Here is a 17,995-nt window from a genome sequence, read left to right on the forward strand (position 1 = left end):
AAAATAGTGCAGAATTGATTTATGATCTTGGTACGAGTATAGATTTTGCAACGATCGAATATTCCTTCTGTGGCCCGGAAATTAGATTCGGATTCTGACCGGCATCTTCAGCATAATGCTCAGCCTCTTCCTCAGTCAATTCATTGACCTCAAAATTACCGATCAGTTTAACCGTCTTACCTTTTGAGTCGGTTGGAATGAAAAATTTATAGTCTTTGAAGGTAATACGTGCAGACTCATTTCCGGCATTTGCCACAAAAAAGCATCCCTTCTTCTCACATACTTCGGCGATCTTAGTCTCAATAGTGACCACTTTATCCTTATATCGATCTGGAGAGTCGACCAGTTCGCTCAAAGTGAGTGCCGTATCCCAGTTATTTACAGGAGCGCCGAACACTTCATACTCTTCTGTTTGCTCAACCGGTTCAGATAGGCGTATTACCTTAGCTTCCTGAGCAAATACTCCGGTTGATATAAACATAGCACCTATAGCGATCCATAATGTTTTCATAGGATATTACGTAGATTTTCAGGGAGCTCAAACATACAAATAAGTTTGGGTAAATCTCATCCGATATCGTCCGATTATCTAAATTAATGATACTCTTTTTGTCTGTTCTCGCAATAATAGATCTTTCTTCCACCAGTCTTAATTTCAACGATCTCTTTGCCACATTTGTAGCACGGTTTTCCGGTACGGTCATAAGCATAGTGCCGATATTGTTTCCTTGAACTTCCCTCCCGCTTCAGAGCTTCAACCAGTTCCGGTTCGGTTGTTAAACCTCCGGTCTTATAGGAACGCCTTGATAGTTCAACCGAATACTTTGCCAACGCCTCGATCTGCTCATCGGTACAATCCTTAGGTCTGAATTCAGGGTCAACCTTCGCACAAAACATGATCTCACTTCTCAGATAATTCCCGACTCCGCTCAAGAAACTCTGATCAAGTAACAGCGTAGCCAGTTTGCGATTTTTAAAGGTATCACCTTTATACCGGTCTAAAACTTCTTCATAGGTAGTATCAGGGTGCACCACATCGGGACCCAGTTTCTTGATGTAGGGATGATCTTCCACTTCCCGATCCACCAGCATTTCGATCTCTGAGGCAGAATAAAGAAAAGCCGAGCCTTTTTTCGTTCGGATAGCTGCTCGTAATGAACGATTGGTATCCGGTTCGTTAGGCGTCTTGCTGATCAGCCACTTTCCGTACAGCTGATTGTGTGAGTAGAGATTGAATTCATTATCAAAAGCCGTGATAATGGCTTTACCCCTTGGGGTAACCGAGGTGATCTTTCGGCCTTTCAGTGTTTCTTCAAATTCTTTGAGTTCATCGAATGCAAAATAAAGATCAATGATCTCTTCTCCGGCTACTGCCTGACTGATCTTATCAGCGGCACGCCATATTTCCGGTCCTTCTGGCATATTTTACTATGGTTATTGGTTTATAGTTAATAGTTTAGCATTCTTTACAAATCACATGAAAAATACGTTCAATGAAAGCCATCATCACCCTTATTTCCGGATTTTTGGGGATCCTATTCTTCGAGGGTTTTGCCCGACTTATCATCACTTTCTACCATCGGGTCGAATTTAACTTTTATGGCATCTCTCACCTCCCTGCTGATGTATGGACCTATGTGATCTTTGCCTCTGTCCTCACCAGCACCTGGCTGGCCGCCATGCTGGTTTTGACCGTGATGAGGTCCAAGAGTAAGCTTTATTCGGTTTTATTTGGAGGTATCCTCCTCCTTTGGCGTGGTATTGAAATTGCCAACTCTCATCAAACCGAGCCTTTATACTATTTCCTGACGGTTATTGGCTTACACCTGACTGGTATCTATCTGGCTTATTTGGCTTATACCAGACAGGAATCTCTGAGTGACTAACATCCCCCTGTCATTGAGCTGAAGCTCAATGCCGGTCCCTCTTCAAAGAGGGAATTTCGCCTGACCAATTAAATAGATTTATTAGCCGCCTTTCATAACACTAACAACCCAAGCCGTTAAAGAGAATTCTCCCTTGGAAGGGAGATAGTTTTTGAGCTGAAGCTCAAAAACAGAGGGATGTCAGTAGTTATGTATCGAATTTCATATACATCTAGGAAGCGACATATATCCATCACCCCGTCCTTCATAATAAATATCTTTGAAATAGAATCTTACAGGACGAAATGATGGATTAAGTGGCTCGATAGTACTATGGTATAAACCGCAAAGGGCGCAAAGATTACGCAAGGTTCGCGAAGTACATTTCTTTACGCGCTCAAGGGTAAAGATATGAGTTAGAAATAAAATCCCTCTTTGAAGAGGGACCGAAAATTATCTCTTATTATTTGCAGGGGGATGTCCGTTTGCTCAATTTCATGTACATTCTCACTACTTAACAATACCAAACCTTTATTCATGAAATACTCCGGCATAATTTGTTTTGTCATTTTTATTCTCATAACCGGGTGTAACCCAGCATCTGACACTCACATACAGGAGATACCCTCTCCTGCCTCCGAAAACAGCTTCTATCCCAGACTCTTTACCGATAACACCGGCACCGTATTCATGAGTTGGATGGAACAAGGAGAAAACTCCGTCACCAAACTAAAGTACGTCACTTTTAAAGATGATACTTGGAGTGAACCGGTTGAGATCGTATCTGACTCCACCTGGTTCGTCAATTGGGCGGACTACCCCTCCATTATTGCCCGAAACGGCAAACCCATGGCCGCTCACTGGATGGATAAGGTTGAAGGAGGCACCTATGCCTATCACATTAAGATGAAGGCTTACAATAAAGGCTGGACCGAGGCCTTTACTGCCCATACCGACAACACTCCCACCGAACATGGATTCGTCAGTATGTCGCCGGCTACTGATTCCAGCTATATGGCCCTCTGGCTGGACGGAAGAAATACCCTGGGGAGAGCCGTTGATGATTACGCCAACATGGATAAGGCTATGACCCTCAGAGCCGCTCATATTTCCACTGACGGAAATATCATTGAGAAATTTCTTATTGATGAAACCGTCTGCGATTGCTGCCAAACAGCCATCGTTAAAACTGAAGCAGGATACGCTGCTGCTTACCGAAACCGAACTTCCAATGAAATTCGCGATATCTACACCACAACGCTGATAGATGAAGAATGGTCAGACCCAAAAGCCATTTACGATGATAACTGGCACATTGCGGCCTGCCCGGTTAATGGTCCTGCTATAGATGCTTATGACAACACCGTAGCCGTAGCCTGGTTTACCGGTGCCAATGGCGAGGCTTTGGTTAAAATGGCTATCTCAAAAGATCATGGTCAGACTTACGGCGATCCTGTTGTACTAGATTCTGAGGCCCCTCTTGGCCGTGTAGACCTGAATATGACAAAAGGAGTACTTTGGGTAAGCTGGCTCAGACCAAATGAAGAGAATGCAGAGTTGATGATCAGAAAATATGACCTGAAGGGAGAAATGAAAGGTGAATACTCGATACAGGGATTATCCAAAGACAGAAGCAGCGGGTTTCCTCAGATAACGGAGTATGGGGATGGGTTGGTGATAGGTGTTACTGATGTATCAGGCTCAAATCCCTTTATTAAAACTACCCTTATAAAATGAAAATGATTGTCTAATTACCTAAGGATCTACAAATTCGATGCTGTCAGCGTAGACTACACCAACAATATTATCCCCTCCGGCAGCAGGTATAGCGGTAATCGTAAAAGAATCATCCCCTATATCTGAAATACTGAAGGTACCATGTTCATTATTCGGTTCAAGCTCAATTATTTCCATTGAAATATTTTGAAATGATTTTCCACCGCCGCCCATCATATCATTTTTCATGTAATATCCCTGAGCCTTGACAGACGCATCAAGCATAGTTTGGCGAATAGCATCATAGTTTGCATTTGCACGAGTTGCCTGCATGGTATTAATTGCCACTATTGTTGCAATACCAACAAGAATGGTAACCAAAATGATTAAAAATAACTGCTGTTGCCCCATAACATATCCATTGTATTTTAATTTCGACGAACAATACTAAAAACAAATAGTCATTGTAATTAGTAATTATTAATCCAAGCCTATATTACCATGATCCCAAAAACGTGGTGAAAATCTAGCAGTATTTTCTTGTAAAATATATTTCTCTCTACTTTCTGGTAAATCTTTATATGATTTATAAGTAGCTATCAAAACAAACATAGCTACAGAAATTAAGAATGCCCTACTTATCCGAGATTTTAATATTAATTTTTTTACGTCTAAAGTTTTATTAACTGGATTGTTTTTAAAATGTAATTGATAAAATCCAATGGACCAGGCAATCACTATGGCTGCCATTAACTGGCTCAGTGGTGTGTGAAACAAACCGCTTACAAAACTGTGCATAAAACCGGCTGATAATGATGCAGTTAAGGCTGTTTGTACTAAAAGAACATTTCCTTCAAGTTCACTTTCATAACTTTTAATAAACCATTTTGAGAATAAATAAATGAACAAACCTGCCAATAGTAAAAACGAAATAATTCCCCATTCGCTTAATATTTGTAAATAAAAATTATGCGGGTGGGCAAAAGCAAACCCATTAGAAATATCAGCAAAGTGCATTGGACCCGCACCCAATAACGGGTTCTCCTTAAATAACTCTAAGACATTATTCCACAGTGTGATCCGGCTACTATCATCAAAACGGGTGAGTACAGTTCTGCTGCCTTCCGGGAGCAAAAATTTAAAGAAAAATAAATATGATAGAAGACCTAAAACAAAAGTAATAAGATAAGCCATTGTCCATTGTTTAATTCTTTCTCTGAATAAGGCAGCTACCAAAATCAGTGATAGTAATGAAGCTAGCATTGTCCCCCTCGCATCAGAAGCAAACACCAACATCCACCAAAAACTAGTAAAAAAGTACAAGAGGGTTCTGTAAGCCCACAATTGTTTAGGAATTTTGATAATGAATAATGCAAAGAGTGGCAATGACCATGTATGCAGATGATTCAAAAATCTTTGATTCACAAATCCCAAAAATGGTTCTGGGAAAAGAGGCTTTCCATGTACTAACATCTGAGTGAATTTTATGCTAGGCCAAACCGGCCAATCCGGGTAAACAAAATTATAAATATAGTTTACGCTAAACCGTATAAAGTATAGAACGACCATTAGTGATAAGATCACACCAATAGTTTTTAGAAATAAATCTGGATTTTGTTTATACCAGTTTAATAAAAGAAAAACGAGTACTAGTAAAAGAATGAAGACGCAAATTTCCACAAAAGCATAAAAGGAAAATTCTGCTTGTAAAGCGGAAATAAAACCTAAAGTCCCAATAATATAAATTATGAATTTCAACTTCTTTGGAATTGCCTCCCACTCAACCCTGAAATGAGTAAAATATTTTTTAGAGAGTCCAATCTGAAATGCCATCAAAAATAAAAAACCAACCTGAAATATCCTTTTTGAATTATAAGGTATCTCAATAAATGGACTAGAGTTTGGAAGAAGAATAAAAATTAATCCAAATGAACCTATTATAAACCAAGATATACTTTTCATTTATACTAAACAGTAGTGATTTTCTTTCTTGTAAAAAAAAAGCCCTGCTAATCGCAGGGCTTTTACCAAATCATGTGATTAGAAAATTAGCTTCCCCATCTCATATTATCTGGTTCAATAGTCGCAGTTAATGGATCACTTCCTGTTGCTCCTTGTACATATCCATCGGAACTCGAAGGAGTAGCAGAGATTGAAATAGAACTGGGTGTAGTACCACTAGGCGCGGTTGTAGCAGTTATTTCATATGTACCGTTCTCATTCCAAGCTATTGTACCATCAGCATTCATATCTGAGGCACTGAAAGATATATTTTCAAAAGTGACACCAGTAAAGTCTTTACCACCACCACCTAACATTTTTGGCTTCATGTAATATCCTTGAGCAGAAGCGGCAATTTGAGCAACATCCTGACGTACAGCATCCAAATTAGCTGAATCTGCGGCAGAGCCGAAGGTATTTATAGCTACCACGGTTGCGATACCTACGATGATTGTTACGAGTATTACGAGTAATAATTGTTGTTGACCCATGATGATCTCCTAAGTGTTGTTTGTTTATTTATTTGTGTTGTTAAACTTTTTAATTCCGTCTGATGCAAATGTTAAGATTAACCGCATCAAAGTAAATTAGAAATTATTTAGTGTTTGTGAATTTGTTTCCGAACACAAGAGGTCTTATTTGCCGCCCTGTTACAAAAAATAAAATATTAAAAAATTTTAATATTGCATAATCTGTATTCAAAACAGTATGTCAATGATCAACCTATGTGTTATTTGATCTGCCTTCATGATACACAAAGGGGCAAGAAAGTTACTATTAAAATACTCTTAAAATCATATATCATTGCCTGATATGCTTTTAGGAGCACAAATTCTACATTGGCGGGACTTCTCCACCCTGCGGCATAAGCAATATTTCGTCTGCTACGGTACGCTTGCTGAGTTGTGATAAACTTAAAATCAGTCGCCCTACATCTTCCGGATCGATCAGTTTTTGGGGATCAATATCCACTCCATCCCAGGATGTTGAGTATGTTTGTCCCAGATTTATGGCAGAAACAGCAATGTTAGTTTTCATTAATTCTTTGCGGAGGGACCGGGTGTATCCCAAAAGTGCATGTTTGGAGGACGAATATGCTCCGCTTCCTTCCAATCCTTTTAGTGCTCCCATTGAGCAAATGTTAACGACCAGTCCACGGTCCAATTCTTTCATTGCCGGCAAAACCGATTGCGTTACATTAAAAGCCCCTATCGTATTCACTTCCAGCTGTGAGCGGAATTCCTCAGATGTGGTTTCCTGCGTGGGTTTATATAAAAAACTACCGGCGTTGTTTATGAGTATGCCAATATTATAGTCTTTGAGATCAGATTGTGCCAATTGCTCTTCATCCGTAATATCTGCAGCTATGGTGTGAACCGTTTTTGCGCCTCCCTCCAGGCAAATCTCTTTGGCCTTTTTAAGGTCTTCTTGATTTCTAGCCAGTAAAATAATGGAGCGATCCGTTTCCTTGGCAAAAATCTTAGCAATGGACAGCCCTATCCCTTTACTCCCGCCTGTGATCAATACCGCTGCGTCTTTGAATGCCATAATAGATGATAAACTATTTTTGAACTGTTACAAGGTAACTCCATCATTCGGCTCAAACAAAGACGTTATTAAACTTTTTTGACACTTGTGTTTGTGTTATATCAAATTCATCAGGTGGTCATTCTGATCCGCCGGTTGGTAGAGAAGAAACCATGCCTATTTAGGAAATGGAGTAAGAACTACAAAAACAATCAACCACTTCTGACAACCGATACAATGCAAACCCCGATGCTACGCTAAAGGCGAGGTTCAACGCTATCGCTCTGAATGACTTGAAGTGGGCTTGTGAGTCATAATTAAATATTAAGACCAGTCATTCTGAGGGTACTCCCGAAGAACCTTGCCTATTTAGGGATTGATCTATGCTTTGATTGACCATCCTGCCACTACCAAAAAACCACGAATTGCAACCATCGATGCTTCGCTAAAGGCAAGGTTCATCGCTACCGCTCTGAATGACTATCAATCGATTTATGCCAATTAACTCAAATATATTCGAGACAATATGAAAAGCTAATTTGGAAGAGTCTTATTTGGTGGCCATTCGCCAAGTATATTCTTATTCAAAGAATTCCATCTAGAATTTCTTTTAGCAATCAATTTCTTTTTCCATTTTCTGCTTTTACCTTTTATGTATTTCTCTGCTTGAATTGCCTCATTCATTGTTGGAAAAGCTTCATACCAAACAAGAACATAACAATAATATTGGACAGCAAATAATTTTGTGGTTCCTCGATACAGGTAATGCTCTACAATCCTTCTTCTGAGATCATTTATAACACCAGTGTATAAGGTTGTCTTTTTTGGGTTGGTTATTATGTAGGTGTACGCCTTCATAACTTAACATAATGACTCAATTGTAGAGTTTATTGAGATATATTGTACTAACGGGTTAACCGCAAAGGGCGCTAAGGATTCGTAAGGATCGCAAAGTATGTGTCTTAGCGCACTCTGCGCCATCTGCGCCATCTGCGCCATCTGTGCGTTCTCTGCGGTTATATCGATGGTTTATCCTAGACCAAGAGTTCTATTGATCTCCCTGGTGAAGACAAAGAGTTAAGGAACCTTTAGGAATTTGTGAGTTTGGAGACTGATGCCCCATTCCGGATTTTCCTTAACGAAATCTACAATAAGATCTATGGATTCCGGGGTATCCCATTCAGGTTGCAATAACAAGCGGGTTCCTTTCGGACACTTTTCGGCATTCTCCTGGGCCCACTTAAGGTCTTTATTGGTCAGAACCACGACTTTCAGTTCATCTACGTAGGAGAATACTTCTTCGGTGGGTTTCTTGAATCGTTTTGGAGAGAGTGTGATCCAATCCAATGAACCGGATAAGGGAGATGAACCGCTTGTCTCGATGTGAATTTGCAGTCCGGCAGATTTAAGTCCCAAGGTCAAAGGCAAAAGATCATGCAGAAGAGGCTCACCCCCCGTGATCACCACGAAAGGAGCTCCGCTTTCTTTAGCGGCTTTCACCAATTCGCGCACTGTAAGCCTTGGGTGACCTTCATCTTCCCAGCTGTCCTTCACATCACACCACCAGCAATTGACATCACAGCCTGCTGTGCGAATAAAGTAAGCTGCCCGCCCTGCATGCGCACCTTCACCCTGAATGGTGTAGAAATGCTCCATGACCGGGTATTCAACATCCAGGTACTTTTCAGTGTGTTCTGTTGATATTTGTGTGTCTGTCTTAAACATCCTGATCAGTGTATTCTACCCAGCTGGTATCTGTCTCCCAAACCGTAACTGTAAGGTCGATACCCTCCGGGATCCTCCCTTTAGTTACTTTATGTATAAATTCAGCAATGCGTTCTGCCGTAGTATTCTGAGAAATGAGGTCGTTTAGCACCCCATGGTCAAACCCACCCTTCTCAGAATCTTTGGCGGCCCATTTCAACTCCTTGAAATCGCAGACCATGTCGGGGGTATCCAGATATTGAGAGGGATTGAGCTTATTCGATTTTGCGGTCATCTTCACTTTATAAGAGTGTCCGTGCATTCTTCCGCACTTTCCATCGTAACCATCTATATAATGAGCCGCATCGAATTTAAACTCGGTGTGTAGTGTCCAGGTTGGCATTATCCGTAATAAATTTTGTGTTCGTTTGAAGCCGCTTTATGCAAATAAAAAAAGCCACGTTTGTGGCATGCCTAAAACTACGGTTTTTTTGGCAAAATTACTCAGACCTCTTGATGCTGCAACCAATGATGCGGGATTGACGTGTATCTACAGTTTCACCGCTTAGTAAAGCATCCAAAGCATTCATCACATAAGCGTTAGAAACACCTGATGCATTATTCGGGTTATCATCAATAGCACCGTGGTAAACTAATTGCAGGTTCAGATCGAACACAAATACCTCGGGTGAATATTGAGCCCCAAAGGCATCTGCAATCTCATGTCCGGCATCCAAGGCATATGTAAAGTTATAATTTTGTTTCTGAGCCCTTCGATTCATGTCTTCAAGTGATTCGCCCCTGTCCCGTATCCTTTCATTAGCATTGAGTGCGATCATCCCAAAATCATTAGAAGAGGCAAACGTTGCGATCTCTATCATACGGTCTTCCCATTTTGCGACCCAGGGACACGTATTGGATGAAAAGATCACGATCAACCCATTATTATCAGCGGTCTGCTGAAGCGTAATATTTCGCCCGGTAGTATCCTCTACCTGTTTATCCCCAAGAGGCAGTGTATCACCAAAACTAAGTTGCCCCTGTCCAAACCCCGAACTCATGACAAACAAAGAAACCAGTACTGTCAGTGAAAGATGCTTAGTCAAAATACGACCTCTTTTCTAAGTACAAATTTTCGTTGATTTAATAACTGATGCTATAATACACAAAGCAGGTCAAATATTCACTCTGCTGCTTTTTCAACTCAGCAACTCCATTAACTTATCATAAGCCGGACCTTTAGAGCTTTCTAAGGTTGACATTTTTAAGGCTTCCAAACCAAGCAGCTTGTATGATCTAAACAAATCAGGATGAGAAGACAATAACTTCAGATGGTCTTTCACGGTATTGACGTCACCCCGCGCAATGGGACCGGTCAAAGAATCAGAAACACCATTTTGCTCAATATTATCCAATGTGTTTCTCATTAAGGGGATCATGGCTTTTAATGACACCTCTTCAGGTATGTCTCCACCGACTGAAACTTTAGTCATCAAATTTGCCAGGACCACCAGATAATTTGAGGCAATGACTGCCGAGGTATGCAGGTATGGCTTTTGGGAAGCCTCTATCTCAATGAGATTTGCATCCAGATCTTCAGCGATCCGTTCAAATACTTTGATCAGTGCCAGATCGCCTTCCACATCAAACCACGTATCTTTAAAGTCTTTGGTTGAACCCGTGATAGAGCGGATAGGATGGAAAGAGGCTATTTTAGCACCTTTGGACCTTAATTTACCGAGAGTTGCTGAAGAATGGGTTCCTGAGCAGTGGGCAATCGATATATGGTTCAGGGATTTAAATTTCTTATCAAGATCGTTCACAATCTCAGCTATGGCATCATCCGGTACAGTAATTAGAATAAGGTTACCCAGATCTTCTTTTGAATCGGGAATTGAATCGAGGAGAGTCACCTCGGAGTATTCCGACCTCAAATCCTTAGAAACCGATCCCCTATCAATAGTTGACAAAATTCGGTATCCATTTTCGGAAAGCACTCTGAGCAGAGCGGTTCCGACCTTTCCGAGTCCGATGATCGAGATCGAGATCGAGGGTTTATCCATGTCAGACTGTTTGCAGTTTACCGCGCTTGGCGTAACCGCAAATATTTGAAGCAGATTCGATATGGTCAAGAAACTCGATCTCATATCCCCAGGAGCGAGCCACAAGTAAGCCACTCATGAAAGCGCGGGCACCATTCACGGTTTTATCATTGCTGTTCAGATAGTGCATTAAACCTGATTCGTTGTTTTTGACCACCAAAGATCTCAAATGCTCCAGTTCCTCAGGACTGCCGGCGGGTACATCACAGCAGTAAACGATCAGTGCATTCTTATTCAGGAGAAGCTCATCAAGTGTGTAGGCCAGTTCCCGAATGATCGCAGGGTCATAATCCCCGATCTGCAAACTGACCATATCGAAGTCATCAAAAACAGACTGCAGGAACGGTAATTGAGTGTATAAACTCATTTCTTTGCTGTAGCCTTCATCAGCGATAAAGAAATCATCCTCCTCATCACAAAATTCATTTCTGAGATAATCATTGACTTCTACTTCACCAAATCGTGATTCAAAGGTCTTATTGGAAGGCATGGCCAATTTCTTCTGTAGCTGCCCTGTGTATGATTCAATTATAACAATGGTATCAAACTGCTGACCCAACACTGTTTTATAGGTTGCACAGATCTCACTGAAGTTACCCTCATCAATGTAATTAGGTACAAACAGCATTCTGACTTCGTCAGAACTGCTATTCAGATCGTGTGCTTCCTCGATGTGCTTTCTTATCTCTTGTTTCGAAAGTTCTTTAATATTCATAATGCCGTATGCGGTGATTTGATTGCCTACAAACAAAAAAGCCTGAAGACACCTTTCCTGCGCCAACGCAATTGGAGTCTTTAGGCTTTGTTATCCTATCAAATATATATGCTCTGATAAGCTAAGGCTATCTGATGATTTGTTGCCCTAAAACTACAAATTTCAATTAAGTTATCATTATTAAATCTTGCAGAAATTTCTTCGTTCTTTTCCACTGAGATACTCACATCATTCAGATTTGTTCTCAGTCCGGTTCCGAGGCATTTAACGGCAGCTTCTTTAAGCGTCCATATCTGCAAGAGATCAAGGCTATTCAAAGTTTGTTTTTCTGTTTCATTCAATACCCGGTTCAGTACTCTCTGCGGAATACTTCGACCTAAGATCTCAGTATCAACGCCGATATCGAGAGATTCTGAAAGGGCGCAAAAGACCATTTGCTGGCTGTGAGAAAAGCTCACGAACAGTCGTTTATTCTTGATCATTGCGTAAGGCTTCCCTCCCTCTTCTTTATGCAGTTCTGCCTTATCAGTATCATAACCCAGATCTTCCAGCATCTTTCTAAACAGATAGCGGGCGGTCAAATACTCAGCTTGTCTTCCGGGATTTTTGAAATTTCGAAATTCTGACTTCTCTTTGTCTGAAAGAATATAGGTTGTATAGTCTTCAGAGATCGGGCTATAACCCAATGAGACCTCTTTGGGAAACCTTTTGATATGTGATGTGTCAATGATCTGCATAATAAAAATCGGGTGTGCTAAAGGATACTGAATTTGGAGGATAATGCAGAATAGATAAGCGAAATGCGGAGAGGGAGGGATTCGAACCCTCGGTATCCCGTAAAGGATACACTCGCTTTCCAGGCGAGCCCGTTCGACCGCTCTGGCACCTCTCCGTTTTTGTTTCGATGATAGTCCGTCGAAGGGCGCCTAAGATATAAGTATTTAGATCCTATATCAACGAAATTAATGATGCTTTCACTAATTAATTTTACCTCATTGAATTATCAGAATGTTAGGCGTGATCATTGGGCTTGCAGACCTCTTTTCAACAGATGCTCTATCAGAGTGAAGCAAAGAATATTGCCTTTTGAGAAGTATCAAGGATTAGTACTGCAAAACCTGTTGAAAGTGGTAGATTTATAGGCATTATTAGTTTCCTCTGCCTAAATAGGCAAGATCTTTCGGGGCTACCCTCAAGATGACTGATATTTATGTTGAATTGGGAAATTAAAATCAACCACTGGTGGGATATGAATGACCGGACTTGGTATAGAATGTTGAGTCAAGATCCTACCATTCATTCTTCAGAACTACATAATCACTGGTCAATGGTCAGTTCAAAAACCAATATTAAAACTATTTTGAACGTAGGTTCTCACAGGCTCACCATTATCTCTGGGAGGGGAAAATTTCCATTTGGTTGCTGCCTCTATGGTAGCCTCAAGTAAACCATACCCTATCTGATCAACTATTTTGTAGGAGTCTCCATCAAATAACCTTATTTCAGAAATAAAAGCATCTTCAACATTTCCATCGGCTCCAACCAGAAAAGTGACATCTATCTGTGCCTTAATATTTTGATCTTTGACCGCTTGCGGTATTGTGGGTTCCACGATCTTGAGGAGCATGGGTGGTGACTGAGGGTTGCCTACAAGCTGTGCTTTACCGGATGTCTCTCCTCTACCCGGCAATTCTGAGAATGATTCCTCTGCAAATACGTCTTCAATATCCGGGAATTCTATGTCTTCTGGTATGATCTCATCATTTGGAACAGGGACGGGAACCATAGGTTTTGGAGGTGGCGGCGGGGAATCAGCCTGACGTGTAATGATCGCATTATCGATCAGGATCTCCTCATCCGAATAGAACTCCAAAAAATCTACTTCCTCGGAAGATGAAGCCGGCCAAAGCTTGAATATTGCCAAAAAAATAAAAAGTGACCCGATCAAAGCGATCATAAACCTCTGTGTATGATCAAGGTCATTCAAATATATTTTGACAAATTTTTGGATCAAGTTTCTTTCAATTTCTGTAATTCTTGTTTCATTATGTGATAGGTGTGATCTTTCAGTGACTTCATATCATCAAAATGCTCAGATTCTATCACGTCCAAAACTTTTAATTTGAAGGTAGCATTCGGATTCAGAAGCCCGGAACTGGGTGGCATAGCCTCGTAACCCCCATCTATCACCATTGGCTGAATTCTGAATCCATGTTCTTTGGCCAAAAGAAAAGCTCCATTCTTAAACGGTTTGAGTTTACCATCCATTGTGCGCGTTCCTTCCGGAAATATCATCACGGGAACCAGATCCTTTAAAGGCGCAACGAGGTTATCGAGTTTCTTGAGAGCCGTCTTGCTGCTTCGATTGATCGTTAAATGTCCTGTCAGCCAAACCAGCCAACCCATCACGGGGATATATGTCAGGCTTCTTTTAGAAACCCACTTCATCTTCCAGGGCAAATGATATATAAAAGCCATATCCAAAAAACTTTGATGATTGGATACAAAAATGGTTGGTTTTGACGGGTCGTATTTTTCCTCCCCTTCAAATTCCATTTTCCATCCCGGACTTGCTTTCATCATGAACCTTGCCATTATGGATAAAGTGTAATTTGGTGCTTTTCGATATTTATCGAATGGAAAGGTCAATAAGAATACCAGAGAAATAATAAAAAAGAAGATCAGGAACAGAAAACTGAAATAGATGAACACATAGATACTAAAGAGATATCTCATAATTTTATAAACTTAGGAGTGCTTTTCGCACAAATCCGTTGTGTTTTTTAAGTAGTGATCTTGATGTTTCGCAGTTGATATTACCAAGTTCCATGAGTAAAGCAGTTTTAACATGTCCCTCTGCCTCATTCAACAGTTCGGATGCACGATCATAATCAATGTCAGTAAAGATCATGAGAATTCTCTTGGCCCTCTCAACCAGTTTTTTATTTGTCAGCATAAGGTCTACCATTACGTTCTCGTAAACCTTTCCCTGCCTGATCATTGCTCCGGTTGTAAACATATTTAAAACCATTTTTTGTGCTGTACCGCTTTTCATGCGAGTACTTCCCATCACAACTTCAGGTCCCACAGGAATATCGATCAAATGATCCACCTTCAAATCTATTTGATCAGCAGGTACCGTAGTTACCAGGATGGTCTGACATCCCCGAGAGGCCGCTTCTTTTATTGCACCATGCACATATGGTGTACGTCCACTTGCAGCCAAACCGCAAACAATATCCGGCGGTGCAACCTTAGCTTTTTCGATGTCCTGTGCGCCATTCTCTTCAAAATCCTCTGCCCCCTCTTGCGCCACGAACATGGCTTCATTACCCCCTGCAATAAATCCCTGAACCTGTTCAGGGGATGTGCCAAATGTCGGTGGACATTCAGCGGCATCTAAGACACCAAGTCGGCCACTTGTACCCGCACCAAAATAAAGCAAGCGCCCTCCCATTTGAAAAGCATCGGCAAGAAGATCAATCACAGCGGCTATCTCATCGAGCTTCTCCTGAATTTTAAAGGCAACTGACCGGTCCTCATTATTAATGAGTGTTGCTATCTCCAAAGATGAAGCCAGGTCAACTTCTTTAGTGTTCGCATTTCTTTCTTCTGTTGAAAGTTTTTCAAGTTGTTTGAAAAGCTTTTGCTTACCAGCATCGGAACTCAAGTTACTTACTCCCTGCGGTTTTTCCACCACATGCTTTCAGAGGACCCATTTAAGGTGCCAACTGACCCTGATTCTTCTTTTTCGTAGCCTTTCAATAGCGAAGCAGCGAGGGCTGCAACTTCTTGATCACCCATTTTATCCTGCATTTTTTCAGGTTCAAAGTGATCAGGCACAAAATGCGTATCATATCTGGCTTCAATAAAGGCAGGGTGATTCAGTGTAAATTCACAAAAAGGAATGGTTGTCTTACATCCTGCTATCTCATACTCATCAAGTGCTCTTAGCATTCGTTTTCTGGCCATTTCCCGATCCGGGCCATGGACACTCAGCTTAGAGATCATTGGGTCGTAGTTGATCGTGATCTGCTGTCCTTCTTCCACACCGGCATCCACACGAATACCGGAACCGGTTGGCACCCTGTGTTTTATCAGAAGGCCTGTACTAGGAAGGAAATTATCAGCCGGATCTTCCGCATAAATACGACACTCGATAGCATGCCCGTTGATCTCAAGATCGTCCTGTTTGAATGGAAGCTCTTTTCCTTCGGCAACCAAAATTTGCAGGGCCACCAGATCAACACCTGAGATCATCTCAGTTACAGGATGCTCCACCTGCAGACGAGTATTCATTTCCAGGAAGTAGAATTTCATGTGCTTATCCACCAAAAATTCAATAGTTCCGGCACCGACATAATCGCAGGCTTTAGCTGCTTTTATAGCTGATTCAGCCATTTCAGCCCTAAGTTCATCAGTAAGTAGCGCACAGGGAGCTTCCTCAATTACTTTTTGATGTCGGCGTTGTACCGAACACTCTCTGTCAAACACATGCAATACATTTCCGTGTGTATCAGCCATGATCTGAAACTCGACATGCCGTGGTTCCTCAAGGTACTTCTCTATATAAATACGATCGTCTCCAAATGCATTTTTAGCCTCAGATTTTGCCGCTTTGATACTGGCTTCAAATTCTTCTTTCTTGTGAACAATGCGCATACCTTTACCACCACCACCGGCAGCTGCTTTTACTAGAATTGGATAACCGATCTCATCAGCTACCTCACGTGCTTCCTCGATATCTTTGAGTTCGCTTTTCAAGCCTGGAGGCGTTGGTATGTTATGCTGGCTCATCAACTCACGGGCTTCTGTCTTATCACCCATAAGAGTGATAGCTTTCGGCTCAGGACCTATAAATATCACCCCTTCTTTTTTACACCTCTCAGCAAAAGAAGCATTCTCACTTAGGAATCCATAGCCGGGATGAATGGCATCGGCACCGGTTTGTTTTGCAGCATCAATGATCTTATCAATAACAAGGTAACTCTCTGAGGAAGCAGCTTCACCGATAAAAACAGATTCATCCGCGTGCATTACATGTGGTGAATGAGCGTCGGGACGTGAATAGACAGCCACGGTTTCAATTCCTAATTCTTTACATGTATGAATAACTCTGAGTGCGATCTCGCCGCGATTAGCAACTAATATTTTTTTGATTTCAGCCATAAGATCCTGTTTAGAATTTTTATCTAATGATAGGACTTTACTGCAAGATTCTCCAAGTGAAAGCGAAATTAACTGGCTGTTCTCATATCCATAAATATTCGCGGTAAGATAGACAGCTTTTCAGTGTAGTTTAGGTAGGCCCGATTATCAAATACATTATAATCGTTCTCTTCGATCTTATTGAGGATTCGGCTGTAGTTATGTCTTGCCATACATACCGGTAATCTACTGTCACTGTTTAAAAGAGCAATGCCTTTATCAGATCTTTCATAATATTTGCGGGCTCGATCGATCTGAAATTTCAGCATCTTTTTGAATTTATCATCCAGTTTTTTTGAAAATAAATCTTCTTCTGATATTCCAAACTTTATCAGATCCTCCTGCGGAAGATAAATTCGGTCTCGGTCAAGATCCTCACCTACATCTCTCAGGATATTAGTAAGCTGCATAGCGATACCTAGGTCAACGGCGTATTTGAGAGCGTCTTTGTGCGTGTACCCAAATACTTCTGATGTCATTAAACCAACTACCGATGCCACTTTATAAGAGTAATCATAAACTTCTTCAAAAGTTTCGAACCGGTCCTTGACAAGATCAGTCTTTACTCCATCCATCAACAAAAATGGTAATTCCATTGAGATGTGGTATTGTTTCAGTGTGTCTGAAAAGGCTGATAATATGGGATCGTCAACGATCTTTCCATCATACACGTCGATTAATCGCTGCTTAAAATGATCGAGTCTATCATCAATTTCGTCGATCGTGATCTTTTTGTCGTGAATAAGGTCTTCCGCTTCATCTACCAGGTCATCCAAATATCGGCATAGACCATATATAGCGAAGATACCTCGTTGTTTTTCATTGGGAAGAAAACGGGTAGCCATATAGAAGGTCTTTGCATGCTTCTTTGTAATAGAGCGGCAATGTGTGTATGCTTCCCTCAAAGACTCATCCTGAACATCATCTATAACGGATGTGTGGAACGAGGTTTTCTCGTATAGTGGGCGAATTACGTGGTATGGATATCTGAGTAAATTTGTCATAGTTGTACCATTTCACCCTATAAAGCTCTTATTGGATGTAAATAGTTCCTGACTAAATTAAATTATTAAACTTATTAGCGCTAACATTTTAGATATTTGATGTTTATAATTGAACCTTAAAATTGATTATCTTCTTAAGGTCGATAAGGGTAA

20 protein-coding genes and 1 tRNA gene are annotated in these 17,995 nt (G+C 41.0%); 2 read left to right on the forward strand and 19 right to left on the reverse strand.

What is annotated here, in order from left to right; genetic code table 11:
* Positions 1–19: 19 nt before the first annotated feature.
* Together ACKGJO_RS04535 and nei are read right to left on the reverse strand one after the other, a co-directional pair.
* The gene (locus ACKGJO_RS04535) at positions 20–511 is read right to left on the reverse strand and encodes a DUF4920 domain-containing protein (protein WP_411322213.1); all 492 of its coding nucleotides are present in this window, start codon (positions 509–511) and stop codon (positions 20–22) included.
* Between the two features lie 83 nt (positions 512–594).
* On the reverse strand, positions 595–1,422 hold the full coding sequence (nei, locus tag ACKGJO_RS04540) for an endonuclease VIII (RefSeq protein ID WP_411322214.1): 828 nt from the start codon (positions 1,420–1,422) through the stop codon (positions 595–597).
* Between the two features lie 71 nt (positions 1,423–1,493).
* Here nei and ACKGJO_RS04545 point away from each other — a divergent pair, with 71 nt between their 5' ends.
* Together ACKGJO_RS04545 and ACKGJO_RS04550 are read left to right on the forward strand one after the other, a co-directional pair.
* Positions 1,494–1,886, forward strand: coding sequence for a hypothetical protein (locus tag ACKGJO_RS04545; RefSeq protein WP_411322215.1), 393 nt, complete (start codon positions 1,494–1,496; stop codon positions 1,884–1,886).
* A 516-nt stretch (positions 1,887–2,402) separates the two neighbouring features.
* The gene (locus tag ACKGJO_RS04550; protein WP_411322216.1) at positions 2,403–3,602 is read left to right on the forward strand and encodes a hypothetical protein; all 1,200 of its coding nucleotides are present in this window, start codon (positions 2,403–2,405) and stop codon (positions 3,600–3,602) included.
* Positions 3,603–3,620: 18 nt separating this feature from the next.
* Here ACKGJO_RS04550 and ACKGJO_RS04555 read toward each other — a convergent pair whose 3' ends face one another.
* From ACKGJO_RS04555 to ACKGJO_RS04635, 17 genes are all read right to left on the reverse strand, one after another.
* Positions 3,621–3,992 carry a hypothetical protein gene (locus ACKGJO_RS04555; RefSeq protein ID WP_411322217.1) on the reverse strand — a complete coding sequence of 124 codons (372 nt, stop codon included), beginning with the start codon at positions 3,990–3,992 and terminating at the stop codon, positions 3,621–3,623.
* Between the two features lie 69 nt (positions 3,993–4,061).
* On the reverse strand, positions 4,062–5,543 hold the full coding sequence (locus ACKGJO_RS04560) for an O-antigen ligase family protein (protein ID WP_411322218.1): 1,482 nt from the start codon (positions 5,541–5,543) through the stop codon (positions 4,062–4,064).
* 86 nt (positions 5,544–5,629) lie between these two features.
* On the reverse strand, positions 5,630–6,073 hold the full coding sequence (locus tag ACKGJO_RS04565) for a hypothetical protein (protein WP_411322219.1): 444 nt from the start codon (positions 6,071–6,073) through the stop codon (positions 5,630–5,632).
* A gap of 343 nt (positions 6,074–6,416) precedes the next feature.
* Positions 6,417–7,130 (reverse strand): SDR family NAD(P)-dependent oxidoreductase, encoded by a 714-nt coding sequence (locus ACKGJO_RS04570; RefSeq protein WP_411322220.1) that lies wholly within the window; start codon positions 7,128–7,130, stop codon positions 6,417–6,419.
* A gap of 513 nt (positions 7,131–7,643) precedes the next feature.
* Positions 7,644–7,967: a GIY-YIG nuclease family protein gene (locus tag ACKGJO_RS04575; protein WP_411322221.1), complete on the reverse strand. Its 324-nt coding sequence runs from the start codon at positions 7,965–7,967 to the stop codon at positions 7,644–7,646.
* A gap of 219 nt (positions 7,968–8,186) precedes the next feature.
* Positions 8,187–8,834: a 7-carboxy-7-deazaguanine synthase QueE gene (locus ACKGJO_RS04580; RefSeq protein WP_411322222.1), complete on the reverse strand. Its 648-nt coding sequence runs from the start codon at positions 8,832–8,834 to the stop codon at positions 8,187–8,189.
* A complete protein-coding gene (locus ACKGJO_RS04585; RefSeq protein ID WP_411322223.1) occupies positions 8,827–9,216 on the reverse strand; it encodes a 6-pyruvoyl trahydropterin synthase family protein in 390 nt (129 codons plus the stop codon). The genes ACKGJO_RS04580 and ACKGJO_RS04585 overlap by 8 nt, the downstream gene beginning before the upstream one ends.
* A 97-nt stretch (positions 9,217–9,313) precedes the next feature.
* The gene (locus ACKGJO_RS04590) at positions 9,314–9,919 is read right to left on the reverse strand and encodes a redoxin family protein (RefSeq protein WP_411322224.1); all 606 of its coding nucleotides are present in this window, start codon (positions 9,917–9,919) and stop codon (positions 9,314–9,316) included.
* A gap of 93 nt (positions 9,920–10,012) precedes the next feature.
* The gene (locus ACKGJO_RS04595; RefSeq protein ID WP_411322225.1) at positions 10,013–10,876 is read right to left on the reverse strand and encodes a Rossmann-like and DUF2520 domain-containing protein; all 864 of its coding nucleotides are present in this window, start codon (positions 10,874–10,876) and stop codon (positions 10,013–10,015) included.
* 1 nt (position 10,877) lies between these two features.
* Entirely contained in the window at positions 10,878–11,630 is a 753-nt protein-coding gene (amrB, locus tag ACKGJO_RS04600; RefSeq protein ID WP_411322226.1) for an AmmeMemoRadiSam system protein B, read from the reverse strand.
* A gap of 98 nt (positions 11,631–11,728) precedes the next feature.
* Positions 11,729–12,367: a 4'-phosphopantetheinyl transferase family protein gene (locus ACKGJO_RS04605; protein WP_411322227.1), complete on the reverse strand. Its 639-nt coding sequence runs from the start codon at positions 12,365–12,367 to the stop codon at positions 11,729–11,731.
* 66 nt (positions 12,368–12,433) lie between these two features.
* Positions 12,434–12,522 (reverse strand) — tRNA-Ser (locus ACKGJO_RS04610).
* A gap of 444 nt (positions 12,523–12,966) precedes the next feature.
* Positions 12,967–13,587 carry an energy transducer TonB gene (locus tag ACKGJO_RS04615; RefSeq protein WP_411322228.1) on the reverse strand — a complete coding sequence of 207 codons (621 nt, stop codon included), beginning with the start codon at positions 13,585–13,587 and terminating at the stop codon, positions 12,967–12,969.
* Positions 13,588–13,640: 53 nt separating this feature from the next.
* A complete protein-coding gene (locus tag ACKGJO_RS04620; RefSeq protein ID WP_411322229.1) occupies positions 13,641–14,366 on the reverse strand; it encodes a lysophospholipid acyltransferase family protein in 726 nt (241 codons plus the stop codon).
* A gap of 4 nt (positions 14,367–14,370) precedes the next feature.
* On the reverse strand, positions 14,371–15,300 hold the full coding sequence (gene murQ / locus ACKGJO_RS04625; RefSeq protein ID WP_411322230.1) for an N-acetylmuramic acid 6-phosphate etherase: 930 nt from the start codon (positions 15,298–15,300) through the stop codon (positions 14,371–14,373).
* Positions 15,301–15,305: 5 nt separating this feature from the next.
* Positions 15,306–16,799 (reverse strand): acetyl-CoA carboxylase biotin carboxylase subunit, encoded by a 1,494-nt coding sequence (locus tag ACKGJO_RS04630; RefSeq protein WP_411322231.1) that lies wholly within the window; start codon positions 16,797–16,799, stop codon positions 15,306–15,308.
* Positions 16,800–16,867: 68 nt separating this feature from the next.
* Positions 16,868–17,842: a phytoene/squalene synthase family protein gene (locus ACKGJO_RS04635; protein ID WP_411322232.1), complete on the reverse strand. Its 975-nt coding sequence runs from the start codon at positions 17,840–17,842 to the stop codon at positions 16,868–16,870.
* Positions 17,843–17,995 lie beyond the last annotated feature (153 nt).

The sequence above is a fragment of the Gracilimonas qinghaiensis genome (assembly GCF_046602855.1).
GTDB lineage: Bacteria > Bacteroidota > Rhodothermia > Balneolales > Balneolaceae > Gracilimonas.

Bases quoted from the DNA above. Each gene is read 5' to 3' on its own strand.
- ACKGJO_RS04535 (WP_411322213.1), bottom strand. From the start codon at position 511: ATGAAAACATTATGGATCGCTATAGGTGCTATGTTTATATCAACCGGA.
- nei (WP_411322214.1), bottom strand. From the start codon at position 1,422: ATGCCAGAAGGACCGGAAATATGGCGTGCCGCTGATAAGATCAGTCAG.
- ACKGJO_RS04545 (WP_411322215.1), top strand. From the start codon at position 1,494: ATGAAAGCCATCATCACCCTTATTTCCGGATTTTTGGGGATCCTATTC.
- ACKGJO_RS04550 (WP_411322216.1), top strand. From the start codon at position 2,403: ATGAAATACTCCGGCATAATTTGTTTTGTCATTTTTATTCTCATAACC.
- ACKGJO_RS04555 (WP_411322217.1), bottom strand. From the start codon at position 3,992: ATGGGGCAACAGCAGTTATTTTTAATCATTTTGGTTACCATTCTTGTT.
- ACKGJO_RS04560 (WP_411322218.1), bottom strand. From the start codon at position 5,543: ATGAAAAGTATATCTTGGTTTATAATAGGTTCATTTGGATTAATTTTT.
- ACKGJO_RS04565 (WP_411322219.1), bottom strand. From the start codon at position 6,073: ATGGGTCAACAACAATTATTACTCGTAATACTCGTAACAATCATCGTA.
- ACKGJO_RS04570 (WP_411322220.1), bottom strand. From the start codon at position 7,130: ATGGCATTCAAAGACGCAGCGGTATTGATCACAGGCGGGAGTAAAGGG.
- ACKGJO_RS04575 (WP_411322221.1), bottom strand. From the start codon at position 7,967: ATGAAGGCGTACACCTACATAATAACCAACCCAAAAAAGACAACCTTA.
- ACKGJO_RS04580 (WP_411322222.1), bottom strand. From the start codon at position 8,834: ATGTTTAAGACAGACACACAAATATCAACAGAACACACTGAAAAGTAC.
- ACKGJO_RS04585 (WP_411322223.1), bottom strand. From the start codon at position 9,216: ATGCCAACCTGGACACTACACACCGAGTTTAAATTCGATGCGGCTCAT.
- ACKGJO_RS04595 (WP_411322225.1), bottom strand. From the start codon at position 10,876: ATGGATAAACCCTCGATCTCGATCTCGATCATCGGACTCGGAAAGGTC.
- amrB (WP_411322226.1), bottom strand. From the start codon at position 11,630: ATGAATATTAAAGAACTTTCGAAACAAGAGATAAGAAAGCACATCGAG.
- ACKGJO_RS04605 (WP_411322227.1), bottom strand. From the start codon at position 12,367: ATGCAGATCATTGACACATCACATATCAAAAGGTTTCCCAAAGAGGTC.
- ACKGJO_RS04615 (WP_411322228.1), bottom strand. From the start codon at position 13,587: ATGATCGCTTTGATCGGGTCACTTTTTATTTTTTTGGCAATATTCAAG.
- ACKGJO_RS04620 (WP_411322229.1), bottom strand. From the start codon at position 14,366: ATGAGATATCTCTTTAGTATCTATGTGTTCATCTATTTCAGTTTTCTG.
- ACKGJO_RS04630 (WP_411322231.1), bottom strand. From the start codon at position 16,799: ATGGCTGAAATCAAAAAAATATTAGTTGCTAATCGCGGCGAGATCGCA.
- ACKGJO_RS04635 (WP_411322232.1), bottom strand. From the start codon at position 17,842: ATGACAAATTTACTCAGATATCCATACCACGTAATTCGCCCACTATAC.